The sequence below is a fragment of the Burkholderia sp. HMSC10F09 genome, assembly GCF_001806955.1.
In the GTDB taxonomy this organism is placed as follows: Bacteria; Pseudomonadota; Gammaproteobacteria; order Burkholderiales; family Burkholderiaceae; genus Burkholderia; species Burkholderia multivorans.
In genome coordinates this window covers 1-19,265 of the sequence record NZ_KV786582.1, presented here as the reverse complement: position 1 = coordinate 19,265, position 19,265 = coordinate 1, and the positions used below count along the sequence as shown (strand labels likewise).

Below are 19,265 nucleotides of genomic sequence, written 5' to 3'. Positions count from 1 at the left end.
CGGCGGCGCGCGTGGTGCGCGCGCCGCGGCGCCGGCCGCCGCCGTCGGGGCACGCCCTAAGCTTTACGCCGCCGCGACGCCGGTGGAGAATCGTTCCGGTATCGCCGCGGTGTGCTGGCCCGTGATGATCGAGCGCGTGGGAGCGAGCAGGCGGCGCGAGACGCGTCGCAAACGTGTTTAAATTCGCCCTTCATGCATGTGTTCATGCGGTGTCCCGAGCCGCGTTCGCGTATCGGGGCCGTCCATTTCGCGCCATTCGATGACTTCGTCCGAGAAACCTCCCGCCACCGTCGAGCAGTTCCTGCAGCGTCTGACGCAGGAGTACGACGGCCTCAGCAACCGCCTGAAGGTCATTGCGCGGCACGTCGAAACGCACCGGGATCAGCTCGGCCTCGAAGGGATCCAGTCGCTCGCCGAGGCGTGCGGCGTGCAGCCGTCGGCGGTCGTGCGCTTCGCGAAGCACTTCGGGTTCTCGGGCTTCTCCGAGATGCAGCGGCTGTTTCGCGAAGGGCTCGCGCAGCAGATCGCGCCGGGCCGTGCCTACAGCCTGCGGCTGCGCGACGTGATCGAATCGGGCTCGTCGAGCCTGCAGCCCGAGCAGATCGCCGACGAGTTCATCAAGGGCAGCATTGCGGGCATGCAGCAGCTGCGGCAAACGCTCGATCCGACGGCGCTCGCGCAGGCGGTCGATCTGCTGGCCGACACGCAGGCGATCTGGATCGCCGGCTCGCGCCGCGCGTTTCCGATCGCCGTGTATCTCGACTATGCGCTGCAGCATACCGACAAGCGCATCGGGCTGTTCAGCGCGCTCGGCAGCATGCATCTCGGCCAGATCCGCTCGGTGCGCGACGGCGACGTGATGATCGTGATCTCGTTCATGCCCTATGCGGAAGAGACGGTTCAGGTCGCGCAGCAGGCCGTGCAGCGCGGCGCGCGGCTGATCGCGATCACCGACAGCCGGATGAGCCCGATCGCGCGGGAAGCCGAGGTGACGCTGATGGTGCAGGAAAGCGCGACGTTCGGATTCCGCGCGCTGACGGCGTCGATGGGCCTCGCGCAGAGCCTGTTCGTCGCGCTCGCGTATCGGCTCGAGCTGTCGTACCTGCCGAGCGCCGACGGCGCGCACGGCTCGAAGGCCGGCTGACGCCGCGCCGGCCTCGGCGCACCGCCCGCCGCGGGCGGCGCGCCGCCGGGGTCACTTCGCGGTCGGCATCGCGAACTCGGCACCCTTGCCGATGCTAGACGACCAGCGCTGCATCACCGACTTCTGCCGCGTATAGAAGCGCACGCCTTCCTCGCCGTACGCGTGCATGTCGCCGAACAGGCTCTTCTTCCAGCCGCCGAAGCCGTGCCACGCCATCGGTACCGGAATCGGCACATTGATGCCGACCATCCCGACCTGGATGCGCCGCGCGAACTCGCGCGCGATGCCGCCGTCGCTCGTGAAGCACGACACGCCGTTGCCGAACTCATGCGCGTTGATCAGGTCGACCGCTTCGCCGAAGTCCTTCACGCGCACGCAGCCGAGCACCGGCCCGAATATCTCTTCCTTGTAGATTCGCATGTCGGGCGTCACGTGATCGAACAGCGTACCGCCGGTGAAGAAGCCTTGCTCGCGGCCCGGCACGCGCAGCCCGCGGCCGTCGACGACCAGTTGCGCGCCTTCCTGCACGCCGAGCTCGATATAGCTTTCGATGCGCTTGAGCGCCTCGCCGGTGACGATCGGGCCCATCTCGACTTCCGGCGACATCCCGTCGCCGATCACGAGCTTGCGCGCGCGCTCGGCGACGGCCGGCACGATCCGCTCGGCGACATCGCCGACCAGCACCGCGACGCTGATCGCCATGCAGCGCTCGCCGGCCGAGCCGTACGCGGCGCCGATCAGTGCGTCGACGGCCTGCTCGAGGTTCGCGTCCGGCATCACGACGAGGTGGTTCTTCGCACCGCCGAGCGCCTGCACGCGCTTGCCCGACTGCACCGCGCGCTGCTGCACGTACGCGGCGATCGGCGTCGAGCCGACGAAGCTGACGGCCTGCACGTCGGGATGATCGAGCAGCGCGTCGACGGCGCCCTTGTCGCCCTGCACGACGTTGAACACGCCGGGCGGCAGCCCGGCCTGCGTGAGCAGGTCGGCGATGTAGAGCGCGGCCGACGGGTCGCGCTCGCTCGGCTTCAGCACGAACGTGTTGCCCGTCGCGATCGCGACCGGGAACATCCAGCACGGCACCATGCACGGAAAGTTGAACGGCGTGATGCCGGCGACGACGCCGAGCGGCTGACGCATCGTCCAGTTGTCGATGCCGGTGCTGACCTGGTCGGTGTAGTCGCCCTTCAGCAGTTGCGGAATCCCGCACGCGAATTCGACGATGTCGATGCCGCGCGCGACTTCGCCCTGCGCGTCGGAGAACACCTTGCCGTGCTCGGCGGTGATGATCGCCGCGAGCGCGTCGCGATGCTCGTTCATCAACTGCAGGAAACGGTGCAGCACGCGCGCGCGGCGAATCGGCGGCGTCGCGGCCCAGTCCGGAAACGCCGCGGCGGCCGATGCGACGGCCCGCTGCACTTCGCCGTCGTCGGCCAGTGCGACGCGACGCACCGCGCGGCCGAGCGCCGGATTGAAGACGTCCTGGAAGCGGCCGCTGCGGCCGGCCACAGGCGCGCCGTCGAGGTAGTGGCCGACGTCGGCATCGGACGTATACGCGGGAACCGGGTTCATCGTGTCTCCTGAAGATTCGGGGGAAGGGAAGGCCTCAGTCTAGGCAAACGCGGCGTGCCGGAGAAGGCCGCGCAGCTTGATTCACTGTTCAGAATTCTGAATAATCGGCGGATGAATCAGCAAAATGTCCAGGCGCTCTGGCCGCACATCCATTCGCTGACGGTGCTGGCCGCCGCCGGCAGCTTCACGGCCGCCGCGCAGCGGCTCGGGATCAGCAAGGCCGCGATGAGTCAGCGCATCGCCGATCTCGAAAAGGCGGCCGGCGTGCCGCTCGTGCGCCGCACGACGCGCAGCGTGCGGCTCACCGACGCGGGCCGGACGCTCGTCGACAGCACGCGCGACGCGTTCGAGTCGATCGGCCAGCATTTCGCGCGCGTCAAGGAGCTCGCCGGCGAGCCGCGCGGGCTCGTGCGCGTGACGGCGCCGGTCGCGCTCGGCCGCCAGCAGATCGTCCCGCATCTGCCGGATTTCCTGCGCGCGCATCCGGGCGTGCATCTCGAGCTCGACCTGTCGGACCGGCTGCATTCGCTGACGCAGGAAGGCTTCGATCTCGCGATCCGCCATACGACGACCGCGCCGCAAACGCACGTCGCATGGAAGCTCTGCGATACGCGCTCGCTGCTCGTCGCCAGCCGCGACTATCTCGACGCGCGCGGCGCGCCGCGCCATCCGCGCGAACTCGTCGACCACAGCTGCCTTTGCTATCTGCGCGACAACGAGCCTGCCGCATGGAGCTTCGAGCTGCAGGGCAGGCGGCGCGAGCGCGTCAGCGTGCCGGTGCGCGGCAGCTTCGCGGCGAACAACAGCGAGGCGATGCGCGAGGCCGCGCTCGGCGGGCTCGGCATCGCGCTGCTGCCCGATTTCAGCGCGCGGCGCGATCTCGATGCGGGCCGGCTCGTATCGCTGCTCGACGGGTGGCGGCCGTCCGGCGCGTTCGGCGACCACATCTTCGCGATCCGGCCGTACAGCGCGGTCGTGCCGAGCGCCGTGCGCGCGCTCGTGCGCCATCTGCGCGAGCGGCTGGCGGGCGGCTTCTCGGGCGCATGACGGGCCCGCAACGGCCCCGTCACGGCCTCGCCACGGGCCTGCGACGGCCGCGTCGGGCCGTCCGGCGCGCGCGGCCGCGCTGCGGTAAAATCGCGGCTTCCTCCCGCGCCCCGTGCGGCGCGCCATTCGAAGGTCGACAGCCGATGCAGATTCACAAGGAAGTGGACGCGCGCGGGCTCAATTGCCCGTTGCCGATCCTGCGCGCGAAGAAAGCGCTCGCCGATATGGAAAGCGGGCAAATCCTGAAGGTGCTCGCGACCGATCCGGGCTCCCAGCGCGACTTTGCCGCGTTCGCGAAGCAGACCGGCAACGAAATCGTCGAATCGACGACGCAGGACAAGACCTTCGTGTTCCTGATGCGTCGCCGCTGACGCGACGCCACGCCACACCACACCACACCGCTCGCCGTGCGCCGCCCACGGCGCAAACGCGTCGGCGCGCCGCGCCGCGCCGTGTTGCAGGGCCGCCCCGGCCCTGTCCGGCACGTTCCCGAGCCGCGCCAGTCTGACAATTCTTAAACCTCGGTTTGCCGGCGGCTGCGTATACTGGCCCGTCCGGTCGTCCGTGCTGTTCGGGCGCGCCGGCCACGGTACGTCGAAGAGGCAGGCACGGGGGCCACGCCCGACGCGACCGTCGTATAACGGGGGAGAGGACATGTCCTTCAGACCAGGGACCCGACGAAGTCCGTCCACAAGGGATTGCATTGCATCCGCCTGCACGCCGGCATCGAGCCGCGTGGAGCTGGATCCGCAGCAGGACCGCCATGCGCGGGCCGCACTCGAGGCATACGCCGATTCGGCGGCGGCCGAGATGCCGTGGCTGGCCGAATGGCTCGGCGAGCGGCTGCGCGACGCCGCGCAGCACGACGCGCCGGCCGTCACGTATTGCAGCGCGACCGTCGAACGCGTGTTCGATCTCGCGCACGCCTGGGCGGCGAACCGGCCCGACTATGCGGCCGCCGCGTGGGAAGAGGTGCGCGGCCAACTGCAGCGGATGCTCGCGCAGCACGCGCCGGCCGACGACTGGCTGTAACGCGGAACCGGTGCGGTCGCGGCCGGGGCCAGGGCCGCGGCGATCGCGCGACAACGACGATTATTCGAAGAATGAGCCGTAGTCCACGCAATTCCCTGGCGAATTTCATACTACTATGCTGAAATCGCCGGTTCGTCCGTGCCCCGTTTTTGAGATATGTTGCCGGGGCAACCGTGTCGCATCCGTTGCGCGGCGGCGACCGGCGGCTCGAGGGCCGGTATCGGGGCCGCGCCGCAGTCGAGGCGGCAGCGGCAGGAGCGGGGAGTTGAACTGGACGAATCGCTTTCGATTTGCGGGGTGCTATGAGAATTGCTGTACTGGATGACGATCCGGCCCAGACGGATTTCGTCAGTCAAACGCTGACGGCCGCCGGCCACACGTGCTACGCGTTCAAGGAAGGCAAGGCCCTGAAGAAGCGTCTGCAGCGCGAGACGTTCGATCTGCTGGTCCTCGACTGGAACGTGCCGGACATGTCGGGCGAGGAAGTGCTGAAGTGGGTGCGCGCGAATCAGACCGAGCATAGCCTGCCGATCATCTTCATGACCAGCCGCGACGACGAGGCCGGGATCACGCAAATCCTGAACGCCGGCGCCGACGACTACGTCGTCAAGCCCGTGTCCGGCCCGATCCTGCGCGCGCGCATCGGCTCGCTGCTGCGCCGCGCGTATCCGGTCAACGCGGAGGCGACCGTTCGCGAGTTCGACCAGTTCCGCTTCGACGTGAACCTGAAGCAGGCGTACGTCGGCGACAAGGCCGTGAGCCTCACGCAGAAGGAATTCGAGCTCGCGCTGCTGCTGTTCCAGCATCTCGACCGGCCGCTGTCGCGCGCGCACATCCTCGATCTCGTGTGGAAGCAGGCGACCGACATTCCGTCGCGCACGATGGACACGCACATCTCGATGCTGCGCACGAAGCTGGGCCTGCGGCCCGAAAACGGCTATCGGCTCGCGCCCATCTACGGCTACGGCTACCGGCTCGAGCGCGTCGGCCAGGGAGAACCGGAGTGACGACGGCCATCACGCAGCGCGCCGCCATGCTGCGTACCGCCGGCCTGCGCGCGGCCTGTGCGGTCGCGCTCGCGGTCGCGGCGCAGCATGCCGCGGCCCAGCCGCCCGCCACGGCGGGCAAGACGATCGCATACCGCACGCAGGCGGGCGATACGCTGTACGACATCGCCGCGCGCTATCTGCAAGGCGTCGACGACTGGCAGCTGCTGCAGCAGCTGAACCACGTGCCCGAGCCGAAGCATCTGCAGCCCGGCATCGCGCTGAAGCTGCCCGTCGCGCGGCTGCGCAAGGAGCGGCTCTCCGCGCGCGTCGTGGCGGTGCAGGGCACCGCCGAGCGCGCGACCGGCAATGCGCAATACGCGCCGCTTGCCGCCGACGCGACGGTCACCGAGGGCGACCGCGTGCGCACCGGCGCGAACGGTTTCCTGACGCTCGAGCTCGCCGACGGCACGCACATGAGCCTGCCTCCGGACAGCCAGCTCGACCTGAAGACGCTGCGCCGCACCGTGCTGACCGGCACGCTCGACCGTCAGTTCGAACTGACGCGCGGCTCGGTCGACAGCGACGTCACGCACCTGAAGAAGCGCGACGACCGTTTCCAGATCCGCTCGCCGTCGGTCGTCGCCGGCGTGCGCGGCACGCGCTTTCGCGTGAATTACGATGCCGTCGGCAGCGCGGCCACGCGCGTCGAGGTGCTGGACGGCACGGTCGGCGTCGCAGGCAGCCGGCGTCCGGCCGGCGCGACGCTCGTGCATGCGAACTTCGGCAGCGTCGCGAGCGCGTCCGGCGCGGTCGGTGCGCCGATTCAGCTGCTGCCGGCACCGGTGCTTGCGCATCCCGAGAAGGTGCAGGACGACGCGGACGTTGCGTTCGATCTCGCGCCGCTCGCGCAGGCACGCGCCTATCACGTACAGCTCGCGCGCGACGCGGGCATGCTCGAGCTGTTCCGCGAAACGCGCAGCGACGGGCCGCGTGCGGTATTTCACGACGTGCCGAACGGTACGTACTTCGTGCGGATCGCGGCGATCGACGACAACGGCCTCGAGGGCCTGCCGCGCATCTATGCGTTCGAGCGCCGGCTGATGGGCCTCGATGCGACCGCGACGCCCGGCGAGGGCGGCTACGTGTTCCGCTGGTCGGCCAACGGCGCGGGCGACGGCGCGCGCTACCGGTTCGTGCTGTCGCGCTCGAAGGACTTGAGCGCACCGGTCGTCGATCAAGTCGGGCTGCGGGCGCGTCAGATCAGCGTCGCGCATCTGCCGCCGGGCGAGTATTTCTGGGCCGTGACGGTCGAGGAGTTCTCGGGCGGCAAGTTCTACGAGAAGACGAGCCCGGTCGGTGCGTTTACGTTGTCGCGTTGATCCGCGGCAGATGAAAGCCGATTCCGTTTCTCCGCGGCGGCAGCTCGGGCGCCGCTTCCTGCTCGAATGGATCGCGATCGGGTGCCTCGGGATCGCGGTGATCTGCGCATGCGCGCTCGGCCGCGCGTCGTCGAGCGTCGACGGGCTGATCTACGATCGGCTGCTGATGCTGCGCAGCCTGCCGCTGTCGCCGGACGTCGTCGTCGTCGACATCGACAACCGGAGCGTGTCCGCGCTCGGCCGCTGGCCGTGGTCGCGCAACGTGCACGCGCGGCTGCTCGATACGCTCGCGCGTGCGCAGCCGGCGGCCGTGGTCTACGACGTGCTGTTTACCGAGCCGTCTCCCGACGATCGCGCGTTCGCCGACGCGATGGCGCGCGTGCCGACCTTCCTGCCGGTGCTGCTGAGCCCGGAGCAGGACGGCAAGCGCGCACTCGATCCGCCGGTCGCGGCGCTCGCCGCGCGCGCGATGGCGCTCGGGCATATCAATCTCGAAGTCGATCCGGACGGCATCGTGCGCAGCGTCGCGCTGTTCGAGGACGACGGCCGCACGCGCTGGCCGCAGCTGATGGTGCCTGTCTATCGCGCGATCGCGGCCGGCAAGCTGCATCCGGCCGGCGGCGCGCCGGGCCCGCGCGCGCACGACCTGTCGCGCGACGCGGCCGGCGAAGGCCGCTATCTGATTCCGTTCAGCCGCAATACGCCCGCGTATCCGACGCTGTCGTTCGACGACGTGCTCGAAGGGCGCGTGAAGCCCGATGCGCTGCGCGGCAAGATCGTCGTCGTCGGCGTGACCGCGTCGGGGCTCTACGACCGCTTCGCGACGCCGGTGTCCGGCGATTTCGGCCCGCTCGCCGGCGTCTACATCCACGCGAGCGTGCTCGACATGCTGACGACCGGCTCCGCGATTTCGCCGGTCTCGCGACCGGCGCTGTTCGCCGCGTCGCTCTTGCCGCTCGCGGCGCTGCTCGGCGGTTTCCTGATGCTGTCGCCGTGGCGCGCGCTGCTGCTGACGCTGAGCCTCGCGGCGCTCGCGGTGATCGCGAGCATCGCGCTGCTGTTCGAGGCGCGCGTCTGGCTGTCGCCGGCGCCGGCCGTGTTCGGGCTGATCGCCGTGTATCCGATCTGGAACTGGCGGCGCCTCGAGATGACGATGTCGTACCTGCGCCGCGAGCTGCAGCGGCTCGCCGACGAACCGCATCTGCTGCCGGAGGCGCCGCGCGCGCGCCGCGTCGGCGGCGACGTGCTCGAGCGCCAGATGGCGCTGATGGCGCAGGCCGCGCAGCGCCTGCAGGACATGAAGCGCTTCGTGTGGGACAGCCTCGACAGCATGCCGGAACCGATCTTCGTGACCGACCTGGCCGGCACCGTGCTGATCGCGAACCACGCCGCCAAGCGCTACGGCTCGCGGCTCGCGCTGCCACTGCCGGAAGGGCGGCCGCTGCGCGCGGCGCTCGGCGAGCTGACGTTCGTGAAGACCGTCGACGGCAACGCGGAGCACGACGTCGCGATCCGCGACAGCTGGCCGGCCGCGCTCGACCCGACGCTCGCGGCCGAGCACGACGTGATGGCGCGCGGCATCGAGGTGCGCGATCGCGACGGGCTCGACCATCTGCTACGCTACGCAGCGTGTACGAACGCACAGGGTCACGTGACCGGCTGGATCGCGGGCCTCGTCGACGTCACCGAGCTGCACGCGGCCGAGCGGCAGCGCGAGGAAGCGCTGCATCTGCTGTCGCACGACATGCGTTCGCCGCAGTCGTCGATTCTCGCGCTCGTCGAGATCGAACGCGACCGCGTCGAGTCGGAGACGATGCGCGCGCTGCTCGCGCGGATCGAACGCTATGCGCACCGCGCGCTGTCGCTTGCCGACGAGTTCGTGCAGCTCGCGCGCGCCGAGTCGCAGGCCTATCAGCTCGAGACGACGAGCCTCGTCGACGTGCTGATCGACGCGAGCGACGAAGTGTGGCCGCAGGCGCAGGCGAAGCGCATCCGCATCGATACCGACGTCGGCACGGAGATGTGCTGGGTGAGGGGGGACCGCTCGCTGATCACGCGCGCGTTCGTCAACGTGCTGAACAACGCGGTCAAATATAGTCCGTCCGACACGACGATCACGTGTACGCTGACGGTCGAACACGCGTCGAAACGGATGTTCTGTACGATTCGCGACCAGGGGTACGGCATTGCGCCGGAAGATCAGCGACATCTGTTCGAGCGTTTCAAACGATTCCATGCGGGCGAACGGCCCGAAATCTCGGGCTCCGGGCTCGGCATGGCATTCGTGAAGACGGTCGTCACGCGCCACGGCGGCAGCGTGTCGGTCGACAGCGAAGTGGGCGTCGGCACCGCGGTGACGGTGTCGCTGCCCGCGATCGACGAGCCGTCCGCCTGACAGGGCCGGGCACGACGGCAGGCATTGGGGGAAGTCATGAGAAAGCAATGGGCAGCGACCGCGCTGGCGGCGTCGCTGTTGACGGGTTGCGCCGGCGTCACGACCGGCGTCAGCGCGGTCGGGCAGCCGGACGGCTTTGCGTCGGGCGCGCACCGCTACGACATCGTCCGGACGGCCGCGCAGGCCGACGATGCCGACTATCGGCAGATCGAGATGCGCGTGCGCGAGGCGCTCGCGCGCCGCGGCTTCGACGTGCAGCCGGCGCAGGCCGCGCGCTACCGGCTGTCGATCGCCTATGCGACGCAGCCGGCCGCAGTGGCGGCGAGCGCGGAGCAGTGCGGCGGTGCGAGCAGCGCGTGCGTGACCGTCGACGGGCCGGCGCCGCTCGCGCTGCCGTTCGCGGGTCGCGTGTATCGCCACGTGCTGACGCTGCGTTTCGTCGACGCGAAGTCGGGCGCGGACGTCTATCGCGTGTCGGCCGCGCTGCGCGACCGCGAGCCCGGCGTGCAGCACGCGGTGCCTGCGCTCGTGACGAGCGCGCTCGCGAAGCTGCCGTTCGACGCGGGCGGCGGCTGGCTCGTCGAGACGAAAAAAGACGACGCGGGCGCGATGCCGGGCGTCGTCTCGGTGAAGCCGGCGCCCGCGCACTGAGGCGCGGGCCGCAACGGCCGGGCGAGGGCGCGCGGCGCGCGCCTTCGGGGCCGCGTCAGGCGGCCGGCTGCGCGCCGTCGCGCGTGCGCAGATACGTTTCGAAGTCGGCGCCGACTTCCGGATGGCGCAGCGCGAATTCGACCGTCGCCTTCAGATAGCCGAGCTTGCTGCCGCAGTCGTAGCGCGTGCCCTGATATTTGTACGCGAGCACCTGCTCGTCGGCGAGCAGCGCCTCGATCGCGTCGGTGAGCTGCAGCTCGCCGCCCGCGCCCGGCTTCAGCGCGCGCAGATGATCGAAGATCCGCGGCTTCAGCACGTAGCGGCCGACCACGCCGAGGTTCGACGGCGCGACGTCCGGCGCGGGCTTCTCGACGATCGCCGACATCTTGATGATCGAGTCTTCCCACTCCTTGCCGTCGACGATCCCGTACGACTTCGTCTCCGACGGCGGGATCTCTTCGACGCCGATCACAGAGCTGTGATAGTGATCGAACACGTCGACCATCTGCTTCATCACGGGCGGATTGCCGTCGAGCAGGTCGTCCGCGAGGATCACCGCGAACGGGTTGTCCGCGACCAGTTTTTCGGCGCACAGCACGGCGTGACCGAGGCCGAGCGCTTCCGGCTGGCGCACGTAGAAGCAGTCGACGTGGCTCGGCTTGATGCTGCGCACGAGCTCGAGCAGTTTTTCCTTGCCGCGGGCCTCGAGTTCGGCTTCGACCTCGTAGGACTTGTCGAAATGGTCCTCGATCGCGCGCTTGCTGCGCCCCGTCACGAAGATCATTTCGGTGATGCCGGCCGCGATCGCTTCTTCGACCGCGTACTGGATCAGCGGCTTGTCCACGACCGGCAGCATCTCCTTCGGGCTCGCCTTTGTTGCCGGGAGGAACCGCGTGCCGAGGCCGGCAACAGGGAATACCGCCTTGGTGACTTTCAACATGATCGAACCTTTATTGATGTAATCGACTTGTCAGACGTCTATGTTCACGTCCGAATTATAGTGAACGCAAACCGGCTTACCGTTTGTTACGTGGGCAACCGTTCGAGCTGCGCGCGCAGCTTTTCGAGCGTGCCCTGGAACTCGGCGAGCCGTTTTTGTTCCTGCTCGACCACCGCCGGCGGCGCCTTCGCGACGAACGCCTCGTTGCCGAGTTTCGCGTTGCATTTCGCGATTTCGCCCGTCAGACGCGCAATTTCCTTCGAGAGGCGCTCGCGCTCGGCCGCAACGTCGATTTCCACCTTCAGTACCAGCTTGTTCGGCCCGACGATCGCGATCGGCGCGCCGTGCGCTTCCTGGTCGAGCGCGGCTTCGTCCGCGAGGATCCGGACCTCGGACAGGCGCGCGAGCGCCTGCACGTACGGTGCGAACGTATGCAGACGCGCGGCGTCGCCGTCCGCGAGCAGCGGCACCTTCGTCGCCGGCGACAGGTTCATCTCGCCGCGCAGGTTGCGGCACGCGTCGACGATCGCCTTCAGATCGGCCGCCCATTGCTCGGACCCTTCGTCGATCTTCTTCGGCTCGGCGATCGGGTAGGCCTGCGTCATCAGCGACGCTTCGCCCTCGGCCTTGCCCTGCGGATAGCGGCCCGCGAGCGGCGCCACCTTCTGCCAGAGCGCTTCGGTGATGAACGGGATGATCGGGTGCGCGAGACGCAGCACCGTTTCGAGCACGCGCAGCAGCGTGCGGCGCGTCGCGCGCTGCTGCTCCGGCGTACCGTTCTGGATCTGCACCTTCGCGAGTTCCAGATACCAGTCGCAGTACTCGTCCCACACGAATTTGTAGATGCTGCTCGCGACGTTGTCGAAACGATAGTCGGCGAAGCCCTTCGCGATGTCGGCTTCGGTCCGCTGCAGCAGCGACACGATCCAGCGGTCGGCCGCCGAGAAGTCGAGGTAGCCGCCGGGGCCGCAGTCGCCCGCGCCGCAGACTTCCGGCTTGTCGAGCCCGCAGTCGTGGCCTTCGCAGTTCATCAGCACGAAGCGCGTCGCGTTCCAGAGCTTGTTGCAGAAGTTGCGATAGCCTTCGCAGCGCGCGAGGTCGAAGTTCACGTTGCGGCCGAGCGTCGCCATCGACGCCATCGTGAAGCGCAGCGCGTCGGTGCCGAACGCCGGAATGCCGTCCGGGAATTCCTTGCGCGTCTTCTTTTCGATCGTCGCGGCCTGCTTCGGATTCATCAGGCCCGTCGTGCGCTTCGCGACCAGCGTTTCGAGATCGATGCCGTCGACGATGTCGATCGGGTCGAGCGTGTTGCCCTTGCTCTTCGACATCTTCTGGCCTTCCGCGTCGCGCACGAGGCCGTGCACGTACACGGTGTGGAACGGCACCTTGCCGGTGAAGTGCGTGGTCATCATCACCATCCGGGCGACCCAGAAGAAGATGATGTCGAAGCCGGTGACGAGCACCGACGACGGCAGGAAGTGCTGCAGTTCCGGCGTCTCGTTCGGCCAGCCGAGCGACGAGAACGGCACGAGCGCGGACGAGAACCACGTGTCGAGCACGTCCTCGTCGCGCTTCAGCGCGCCCGTGTAGCCCTGCGCGGCGGCCTTCGCGCGCGCGTCTTCCTCGCTGCGCGCGACGAACACTTCGCCGTTCTCGCCGTACCACGCGGGAATCTGGTGGCCCCACCAGAGCTGGCGCGAAATGCACCAGTCCTGGATGTTCTCGAGCCACTGGTAATAGGTGGTCGTCCAGTTTTCCGGCACGAACTTGATCTGGCCGCTGCGCACGACGTCGAGCGACACTTCGGTGATCGACTTGCCCGGATGGAACGTGCCTTCCGGTGCCGGCTTCGTCATCGCGACGAACCACTGGTCGGTCAGCATCGGCTCGATCACGACGCCCGTGCGGTCGCCACGCGGCACCATCAGCTTGTGCGGCTTCACCGATTCGAGAAAGCCCTGCGCGTCGAGATCGGCGACGATCGCCTTGCGCGCGTCGAAGCGGTCGAGCCCGCGATACTGCTCGGGCGCGTTGTCGTTGATCTTCGCGTCGAGCGTCAGGATCTCGATCGGCGCGAGGCCGTGGCGCAGGCCGACCTGGTAATCGTTGAAGTCGTGCGCCGGCGTGACCTTCACGACACCGGTTCCGAACTCGCGATCGACGTAGTCGTCGGCGATCACGGGGATCTCGCGGCCGGTCAGCGGCAGCGTGACGCGCTTGCCGATCAGGTGGCGGTAGCGCTCGTCTTCCGGGTGGACCATCACCGCGACGTCGCCGAGCATCGTCTCGGGGCGCGTGGTCGCGACCGTCAGCGAGCCCGAGCCGTCGACGAGCGGGTAGCGGATGTGCCACAGGTGGCCGTTTTCCTCTTCGCTGACGACTTCGAGATCCGACACCGCGGTGAGCAGTACCGGATCCCAGTTCACGAGGCGCTTGCCGCGGTAGATCAGACCCTGTTCGTAGAGCGCCACGAACACGTCGCGCACGGCGGCCGACATCTTGTCGTCCATCGTGAAGTATTCGCGCGACCAGTCGGTCGACGCGCCGAGCCGGCGCACCTGGCCGGTGATCGTCGAACCCGATTTCTGCTTCCATTCCCACACGCGCTCGACGAATTTCTCGCGGCCGAGATCGTGGCGCGACACGCCCTGCGCGTCGAGCTGGCGCTCGACGACGATCTGCGTCGCGATCCCCGCGTGGTCGGTGCCCGGCACCCACAGCGTGTTCTCGCCGAGCATCCGGTGATAGCGCGCGAGGCCGTCCATGATCGTCTGGTTGAACGCGTGGCCCATGTGCAGCGTGCCCGTGACGTTCGGCGGCGGCAACTGAATCGCGAAATCCGGGCGCGCCGGATCGAATGCCGGGGCCGCATAGCCGCGTTTTTCCCACTCCGGCCCCCATTGGGCCTCGATGGTGTGGGGTTCGAAACTCTTCGCAAGCGTGCTGTCGCTCATGGTTGGAAATCTGCCGAAAAATGCGTGAATTGAATGCCGAATCCGACGATTATAAATGGATGCACATCGGCCAGCCATCGCACCGGCGCGCGCGCCGGCCGCGACGCGCGTCGCGCGCGAGTTGCGCCGGCCGAAAACGGCAGCGCGCGGCGGACTTATAATGGCGGGTCCGCGTTTTTTCACGCCCGTTCGCTGCCGCTCTATGCCCGATCTGCTCGCCAATCTGAACCCCGAACAATACGCCGCCGTCACGCTGCCGAACGAACCGGCGCTGATCCTCGCGGGGGCGGGCAGCGGCAAGACCCGCGTGCTCATCACGCGCATCGCGTGGCTGATCCAGCAGGGCTACGCGTCGCCGGCCACCGTGCTCGCCGTCACGTTCACGAACAAGGCCGCGCGCGAGATGATGGCGCGGCTCTCCGCGATGATGCCGATCGACACGCGCGGCATGTGGATCGGCACGTTCCACGGCCTCTGCAACCGGATGCTGCGCGCGCACTACCGCGACGCGGGCCTGCCGCAGACGTTCCAGATCCTCGACACGGCCGATCAGCTGTCCACGATCAAGCGGCTGATGAAGACGCTGAACGTCGACGACGAGAAATATCCGCCGAAGAACGTGCAGTACTTCATCAACAACGCCAAGGAGCAGGGGCTGCGCCCCGACAAGGTCGACGCGTCCGACAACTTCAACCGCAAGTTCGTCGAGCTCTATCAGGCCTACGACCAGCAGTGCCAGCGCGAGGGCGTCGTCGACTTTCCGGAACTGCTGCTGCGCTGCTACGAGCTGCTCGCGTACAACGCGCCGCTGCGCGCGCACTACCAGGCGCGCTTCCGGCACATCCTCGTCGACGAGTTCCAGGACACCAACAAGCTGCAGTACGCGTGGCTGAAGATGCTCGCGGGCGGACAGAACGCGATCTTCGCGGTCGGCGACGACGATCAGTCGATCTACGCGTTCCGCGGCGCGAACGTCGGCAACATGCGCGACTTCGAGGACGAATTCCGCGTACGCAACCTGATCAAGCTCGAGCAGAACTACCGGTCGCACGGCAACATCCTCGATGCGGCGAACCAGCTGATCTCGAACAACGCGCACCGTCTCGGCAAGAACCTGCGCACCGACGCGGGCCACGGCGAACCGGTGCGCGTGTACGAGGCGAGCACCGATGCGCAGGAAGCCGGCTGGATCGTCGAGGAGATCCGTTCGTTGATCAACACGGGGCTGTCGCGCAGCGAGATCGCGGTGCTCTATCGCAGCAACGCGCAGTCGCGCGCGATCGAGCACACGCTGATGACGTCGGGCATCCCGTATCGCGTGTACGGCGGCCTGCGCTTTTTCGAGCGTCAGGAAGTCAAGCATGCGCTCGCGTATCTGCGCCTGATCGACAATCCGAACGACGACACCGCGTTTGCACGCGTCGTGAACTTCCCGACGCGCGGGATCGGCGCGCGCTCGATCGAGCAGCTGGCCGACGCCGCGCGTTTGTACGGCTGCTCGATGGCTGCCGCGATTCCCTACGTGACGGGCAAGGCCGGCACGAGCCTCGGCGCGTTCGCGAACCTGATCGCGAAGATGCGTGCGGAAACGCAGCAGATGAGCCTGCCCGAGACCGTCGAATACGTCGTGCGCGCGAGCGGCCTCGCCGATTTCTATCAGGGCGAGCGCGAAGGGCAGGACCGCCTCGAGAACTTGCAGGAACTCGTGAACGCGGCGACCGCGTTCGTCAGCGAGGAAGGCTACGGGCTCGACACGCCCGCGCGCTCGATTCCGCTGCGCGCCGGCGCGATCGCGGCGCCCGAGATCGGCGCGGCCCGCGACGATGCGTCGGTCGACGTGCTCGCGCCCGCCTCGCTCGACGATCCCGCGCAGAACCCCGACACGATGACGCCGCTCGCGGGCTTTCTGTCGCACGCGTCGCTCGAAGCCGGCGACAACCAGGCACAGGCCGGCCAGGACGCCGTGCAACTGATGACCGTGCACGCGGCGAAGGGGCTCGAATTCTCGGCGGTGTTCATCACCGGGCTCGAGGAAGGGCTGTTCCCGCACGAGAACAGCGTGCTCGAATCGGACGGTCTCGAGGAAGAGCGCCGGCTGATGTACGTCGCGATCACGCGCGCGAAGGAGCGGCTCTACCTGTCGTTCGCGCAGAGCCGGATGCTGCACGGTCAGACGCGCTACAACGTGCGCTCGCGCTTTTTCGACGAACTGCCGCAGCACGTGCTGAAGTGGCTGACGCCGAAGGTCGAAGCCGGTGCGCGCTGGGGCGGTCGCTCGGACAACGCGGGCTGGGGCCGAGACTGGTTCGCGCGGCCCGGCGCCGGGCGCGAGCAGTACGTCGACGCGGCGGTGTCCGCGCCGCTGCCCGCGTTCGCCGACCAGCAGCGGGCGGCCGACGTCGGCTTTCGCGTCGGCCAGCAGGTGTTCCATACGAAATTCGGCGAAGGGACGGTAACCGCGCTCGAAGGCAGCGGCGCCGACGCAAAGGCGCAGGTGAAGTTCAAGCGGCACGGCGAGAAATGGCTCGCGCTCGCGGTCGCGAAGCTGCAGGCGGTGGAATGACGAGCGTCGACATCGCAACCGGCGCCGCGACGCGCCCGCTCGGCATTCTCGCCGCACTGCCCGAGGAACTCGGCGATCTGATCGCCGCGATGCGCGCGGAAGGCCCGATGAAGACCGTCACGCTCGGCCGCCGCGACTATCACGTCGGCACCGTGCACGGTGCGGCCTGCGTCGTCACGCTCGCGCGCGTCGGCAAGGTCGCGGCCGCCGCGACGGTCAGTGCGCTGATCCACGTGTTCGCCGTGTCGGGCGTCGTGTTCACCGGCGTGGCGGGCGGCGTGTCGCGCGCGGTGCGCGTCGGCGACGTCGTCGTCGCCGATACGCTGTTGCAGCACGATCTCGACGCGTCGCCGCTGTTCCCGCGCTACGAGGTGCCGCTGCTCGGCATCACGCGCTTCGCGACCGACGCGGAGCTGACCGCGCGCCTGAAAGTCGCATGCACGTTGTTCGTCGCCGAAGAGGGCGCGCAGTTCGCCGAGCGCTTCGGGCTCGCGGGCGCGACGCTGCACGGCGGCCTCATCATCAGCGGCGACCGCTTCGTGTCGAGCGAGCGCGAGGTTGCTGCGCTGCGCGACGCGCTGCCGGACGCGCTCGCGGTCGAGATGGAGGGCGCGGCGATCGCGCAGGTGTGCGCCGAGCACGACGTGCCGTTCGCGCTCGTGCGCGCGATCTCCGATACGGCCGACGATCATGCGACGCAGTCGTTCTCGCACTTCCTGTCCGCGATCGCGAGCAGCTATTCGTCGGGCATCCTCAAGCGTTTCCTGACACTGCACGCGACGACGGCGGCCTGAAGCCGCCGTCGTTTCCGGTTTTTTTTCATCGGCCCGGCCGCCGCGTGCGGGCGGCGGCCGCATCGTCAGGCCTTCTTGCGGCGGCTGCCTTCCAGATTCGGCAGGAATACCGTCAGCACGCCGATCAGCGGCAGGAACGAGCACACCTTGTAGACGAACGGGATGCTGGTCGCATCGGCGAGCTGACCGAGCACGGCCGCGCCCACGCCGCCGAGACCGAACGCGAAGCCGAAGAACAGCCCCGCGACCATCCCGACCTTGCCCGGCATCAACTCGGTCGCATAGACGAGAATCGCCGCGAACGCCGACGCGAGCACGACGCCGATGATCACGCTCAGCACGCCGGTCCAGAACAGGTTCGCGTACGGCAGCAGCAGCGTGAACGGCGCGACGCCGAGAATCGAGACCCAGATCACGTACTTGCGGCCGATCCGGTCGCCGACCGGCCCGCCGATCAGCGTGCCGGCCGCGACGGCCGCGAGGAACACGAACAGGTGGATCTGCGCGGCCTGCACCGACAGATGGAACTTGTCGATCAGATAGAACGTGAAGTAGCTGTTGATGCTCGCCAGATAGAAATACTTCGAGAACACGAGCAGCACGAGCACGCCGATGGCGCCGAGCACGCGGCCGCGCGACAGCGTCGGATGGCCGGCGGCGGCCGCCTTCTTCTTCATCGACGGATGCTTCTTGTACCAGTGGCCGATCTGCGTGAGCACGACCATCGCGACGAGCGCGGCGGCCGAGAACCACGCGATGCTGTGCTGGCCGTGCGGAATGATCACGAGCGCGGCGAGCAGCGGCCCGAGCGCCGAGCCCGCATTGCCGCCGACCTGGAACAGCGACTGCGCGAGGCCGTGCCGGCCGCCCGACGCCATGCGCGCGACCCGCGACGATTCCGGATGGAACACCGACGAGCCGCAGCCGACGAGCGCGGCCGCGACGAGCAGCATCGGGAAGTTCGGCGCGACCGACATCAGCAGCAGGCCCGACAGCGTGAAGCCCATCCCGACCGGCAGCGAGTACGGCTTCGGGCGCTTGTCCGTGTAGAGGCCGACGAGCGGCTGCAGCAGCGACGCGGTGATCTGGTAGGCGAGCGTGATCAGCCCGATCTGCGCGAACGACAGCGCGAACTGGCTCTTGAGCATCGGATAGATCGCGAGGATCAACGACTGGATCATGTCGTTGAGCATGTGCGAGAAGCTGATTGCGCCGAGCACCGGATAGACGGTGCGCGGCGCAGGCGGAGCAGACGTCTGGGCCGCGGCGGCTGCGCCGGCGGTGCCCGTGTCGAGGCTGGTTTCCATGTGAGCTGAGCGAATTGAGGTAGCAGGGCGCGCTTGGATGGGGATCCGCGCGTTCGAATCGTTGTTGCGTCAAAGGAGTGTAATGTGGCGCATCGAGAATGTCAGGCCAACTTTTGTCGCAAATCGGACATTGGTATGACGATCGGCTGCTGCGCGGTTTTTTGACCGGGTATAACGCTCGCGACGCGGTGCCGCTTGGCGGCGACGCCGCGCGCGGGCCGGATGCGCGTTTGTCCGGACTCAAGGAACGGCGCTCGCGACCGTAGAACGACACAACGACGACAGAGGCGCGCCGCGCCGGCCTGGCCACGAGCCGGTCCGATGCGAGACGCGGCCCGGGGCCGACCGACCATCGCGGTAAAGCCGGAACCGACCTTTCCGGCAGCACGATCAATACGGGGATAGATCGATGAAAGCAGCATCATTGCATCCGCAGCCGGGCGCGGCGGCCGCCGCCGCATCCGGATCCGAGACCGCCGCCTCGCGCCGGCCCGCCCG

Annotated in this window: 15 protein-coding genes; 11 read left to right on the top strand and 4 right to left on the bottom strand. The window is 68.3% G+C overall.

The window, feature by feature from the left end:
• Both HMPREF3115_RS31870 and HMPREF3115_RS05920 read left to right on the top strand, forming a co-directional pair.
• The coding region (locus HMPREF3115_RS31870; protein WP_218079206.1) for a hypothetical protein at positions 1-181 on the top strand (181 nt) is incomplete at its 5' end.
• Between the two features lie 78 nt (positions 182-259).
• Positions 260-1,144 (top strand): MurR/RpiR family transcriptional regulator, encoded by an 885-nt coding sequence (locus HMPREF3115_RS05920; RefSeq protein ID WP_006404986.1) that lies wholly within the window; start codon positions 260-262, stop codon positions 1,142-1,144.
• A 51-nt stretch (positions 1,145-1,195) separates the two neighbouring features.
• On the opposite strand, the gene HMPREF3115_RS05915 is transcribed toward HMPREF3115_RS05920, so the two are convergent.
• Complete coding sequence (locus HMPREF3115_RS05915) at positions 1,196-2,716, bottom strand: CoA-acylating methylmalonate-semialdehyde dehydrogenase (RefSeq protein ID WP_012213571.1); 1,521 nt, start codon at positions 2,714-2,716, stop codon at positions 1,196-1,198.
• A gap of 111 nt (positions 2,717-2,827) precedes the next feature.
• Here HMPREF3115_RS05915 and HMPREF3115_RS05910 point away from each other — a divergent pair, with 111 nt between their 5' ends.
• From HMPREF3115_RS05910 to HMPREF3115_RS05880, 7 genes are all read left to right on the top strand, one after another.
• Positions 2,828-3,763: a LysR family transcriptional regulator gene (locus HMPREF3115_RS05910; protein ID WP_006409757.1), complete on the top strand. Its 936-nt coding sequence runs from the start codon at positions 2,828-2,830 to the stop codon at positions 3,761-3,763.
• Between the two features lie 143 nt (positions 3,764-3,906).
• Positions 3,907-4,134, top strand: a complete 228-nt coding sequence (locus tag HMPREF3115_RS05905; protein WP_006402122.1) for a sulfurtransferase TusA family protein — start codon at positions 3,907-3,909, stop codon at positions 4,132-4,134.
• 283 nt (positions 4,135-4,417) lie between these two features.
• Positions 4,418-4,795, top strand: a complete 378-nt coding sequence (locus tag HMPREF3115_RS05900) for a hypothetical protein (RefSeq protein WP_035488218.1) — start codon at positions 4,418-4,420, stop codon at positions 4,793-4,795.
• A gap of 302 nt (positions 4,796-5,097) precedes the next feature.
• A complete protein-coding gene (locus HMPREF3115_RS05895; RefSeq protein ID WP_006402120.1) occupies positions 5,098-5,802 on the top strand; it encodes a response regulator transcription factor in 705 nt (234 codons plus the stop codon).
• Complete coding sequence (locus tag HMPREF3115_RS05890; protein WP_070553698.1) at positions 5,799-7,163, top strand: FecR family protein; 1,365 nt, start codon at positions 5,799-5,801, stop codon at positions 7,161-7,163. The genes HMPREF3115_RS05895 and HMPREF3115_RS05890 overlap by 4 nt, the downstream gene beginning before the upstream one ends.
• A gap of 10 nt (positions 7,164-7,173) precedes the next feature.
• Positions 7,174-9,558, top strand: a complete 2,385-nt coding sequence (locus tag HMPREF3115_RS05885; protein WP_070553696.1) for a CHASE2 domain-containing protein — start codon at positions 7,174-7,176, stop codon at positions 9,556-9,558.
• 36 nt (positions 9,559-9,594) lie between these two features.
• Complete coding sequence (locus tag HMPREF3115_RS05880; RefSeq protein ID WP_070553694.1) at positions 9,595-10,209, top strand: DUF4136 domain-containing protein; 615 nt, start codon at positions 9,595-9,597, stop codon at positions 10,207-10,209.
• A 55-nt stretch (positions 10,210-10,264) separates the two neighbouring features.
• Here the strand turns inward: HMPREF3115_RS05880 and galU are convergent, their stop codons facing one another.
• Both galU and HMPREF3115_RS05870 read right to left on the bottom strand, forming a co-directional pair.
• Positions 10,265-11,149, bottom strand: a complete 885-nt coding sequence (gene galU, locus HMPREF3115_RS05875; RefSeq protein ID WP_006402116.1) for a UTP--glucose-1-phosphate uridylyltransferase GalU — start codon at positions 11,147-11,149, stop codon at positions 10,265-10,267.
• Between the two features lie 86 nt (positions 11,150-11,235).
• Complete coding sequence (locus tag HMPREF3115_RS05870; RefSeq protein WP_070553693.1) at positions 11,236-14,103, bottom strand: valine--tRNA ligase; 2,868 nt, start codon at positions 14,101-14,103, stop codon at positions 11,236-11,238.
• A gap of 202 nt (positions 14,104-14,305) precedes the next feature.
• Here HMPREF3115_RS05870 and HMPREF3115_RS05865 point away from each other — a divergent pair, with 202 nt between their 5' ends.
• Together HMPREF3115_RS05865 and HMPREF3115_RS05860 are read left to right on the top strand one after the other, a co-directional pair.
• The gene (locus HMPREF3115_RS05865) at positions 14,306-16,666 is read left to right on the top strand and encodes a UvrD-helicase domain-containing protein (protein WP_070553691.1); all 2,361 of its coding nucleotides are present in this window, start codon (positions 14,306-14,308) and stop codon (positions 16,664-16,666) included.
• Positions 16,663-17,460 carry a 5'-methylthioadenosine/adenosylhomocysteine nucleosidase gene (locus tag HMPREF3115_RS05860; protein ID WP_070553689.1) on the top strand — a complete coding sequence of 266 codons (798 nt, stop codon included), beginning with the start codon at positions 16,663-16,665 and terminating at the stop codon, positions 17,458-17,460. Before HMPREF3115_RS05865 ends, HMPREF3115_RS05860 begins: the two co-directional genes overlap by 4 nt.
• 65 nt (positions 17,461-17,525) lie before the next feature.
• Here the strand turns inward: HMPREF3115_RS05860 and HMPREF3115_RS05855 are convergent, their stop codons facing one another.
• Complete coding sequence (locus HMPREF3115_RS05855) at positions 17,526-18,767, bottom strand: MFS transporter (protein ID WP_070553687.1); 1,242 nt, start codon at positions 18,765-18,767, stop codon at positions 17,526-17,528.
• Between the last annotated feature and the right edge of the window lie 498 nt (positions 18,768-19,265).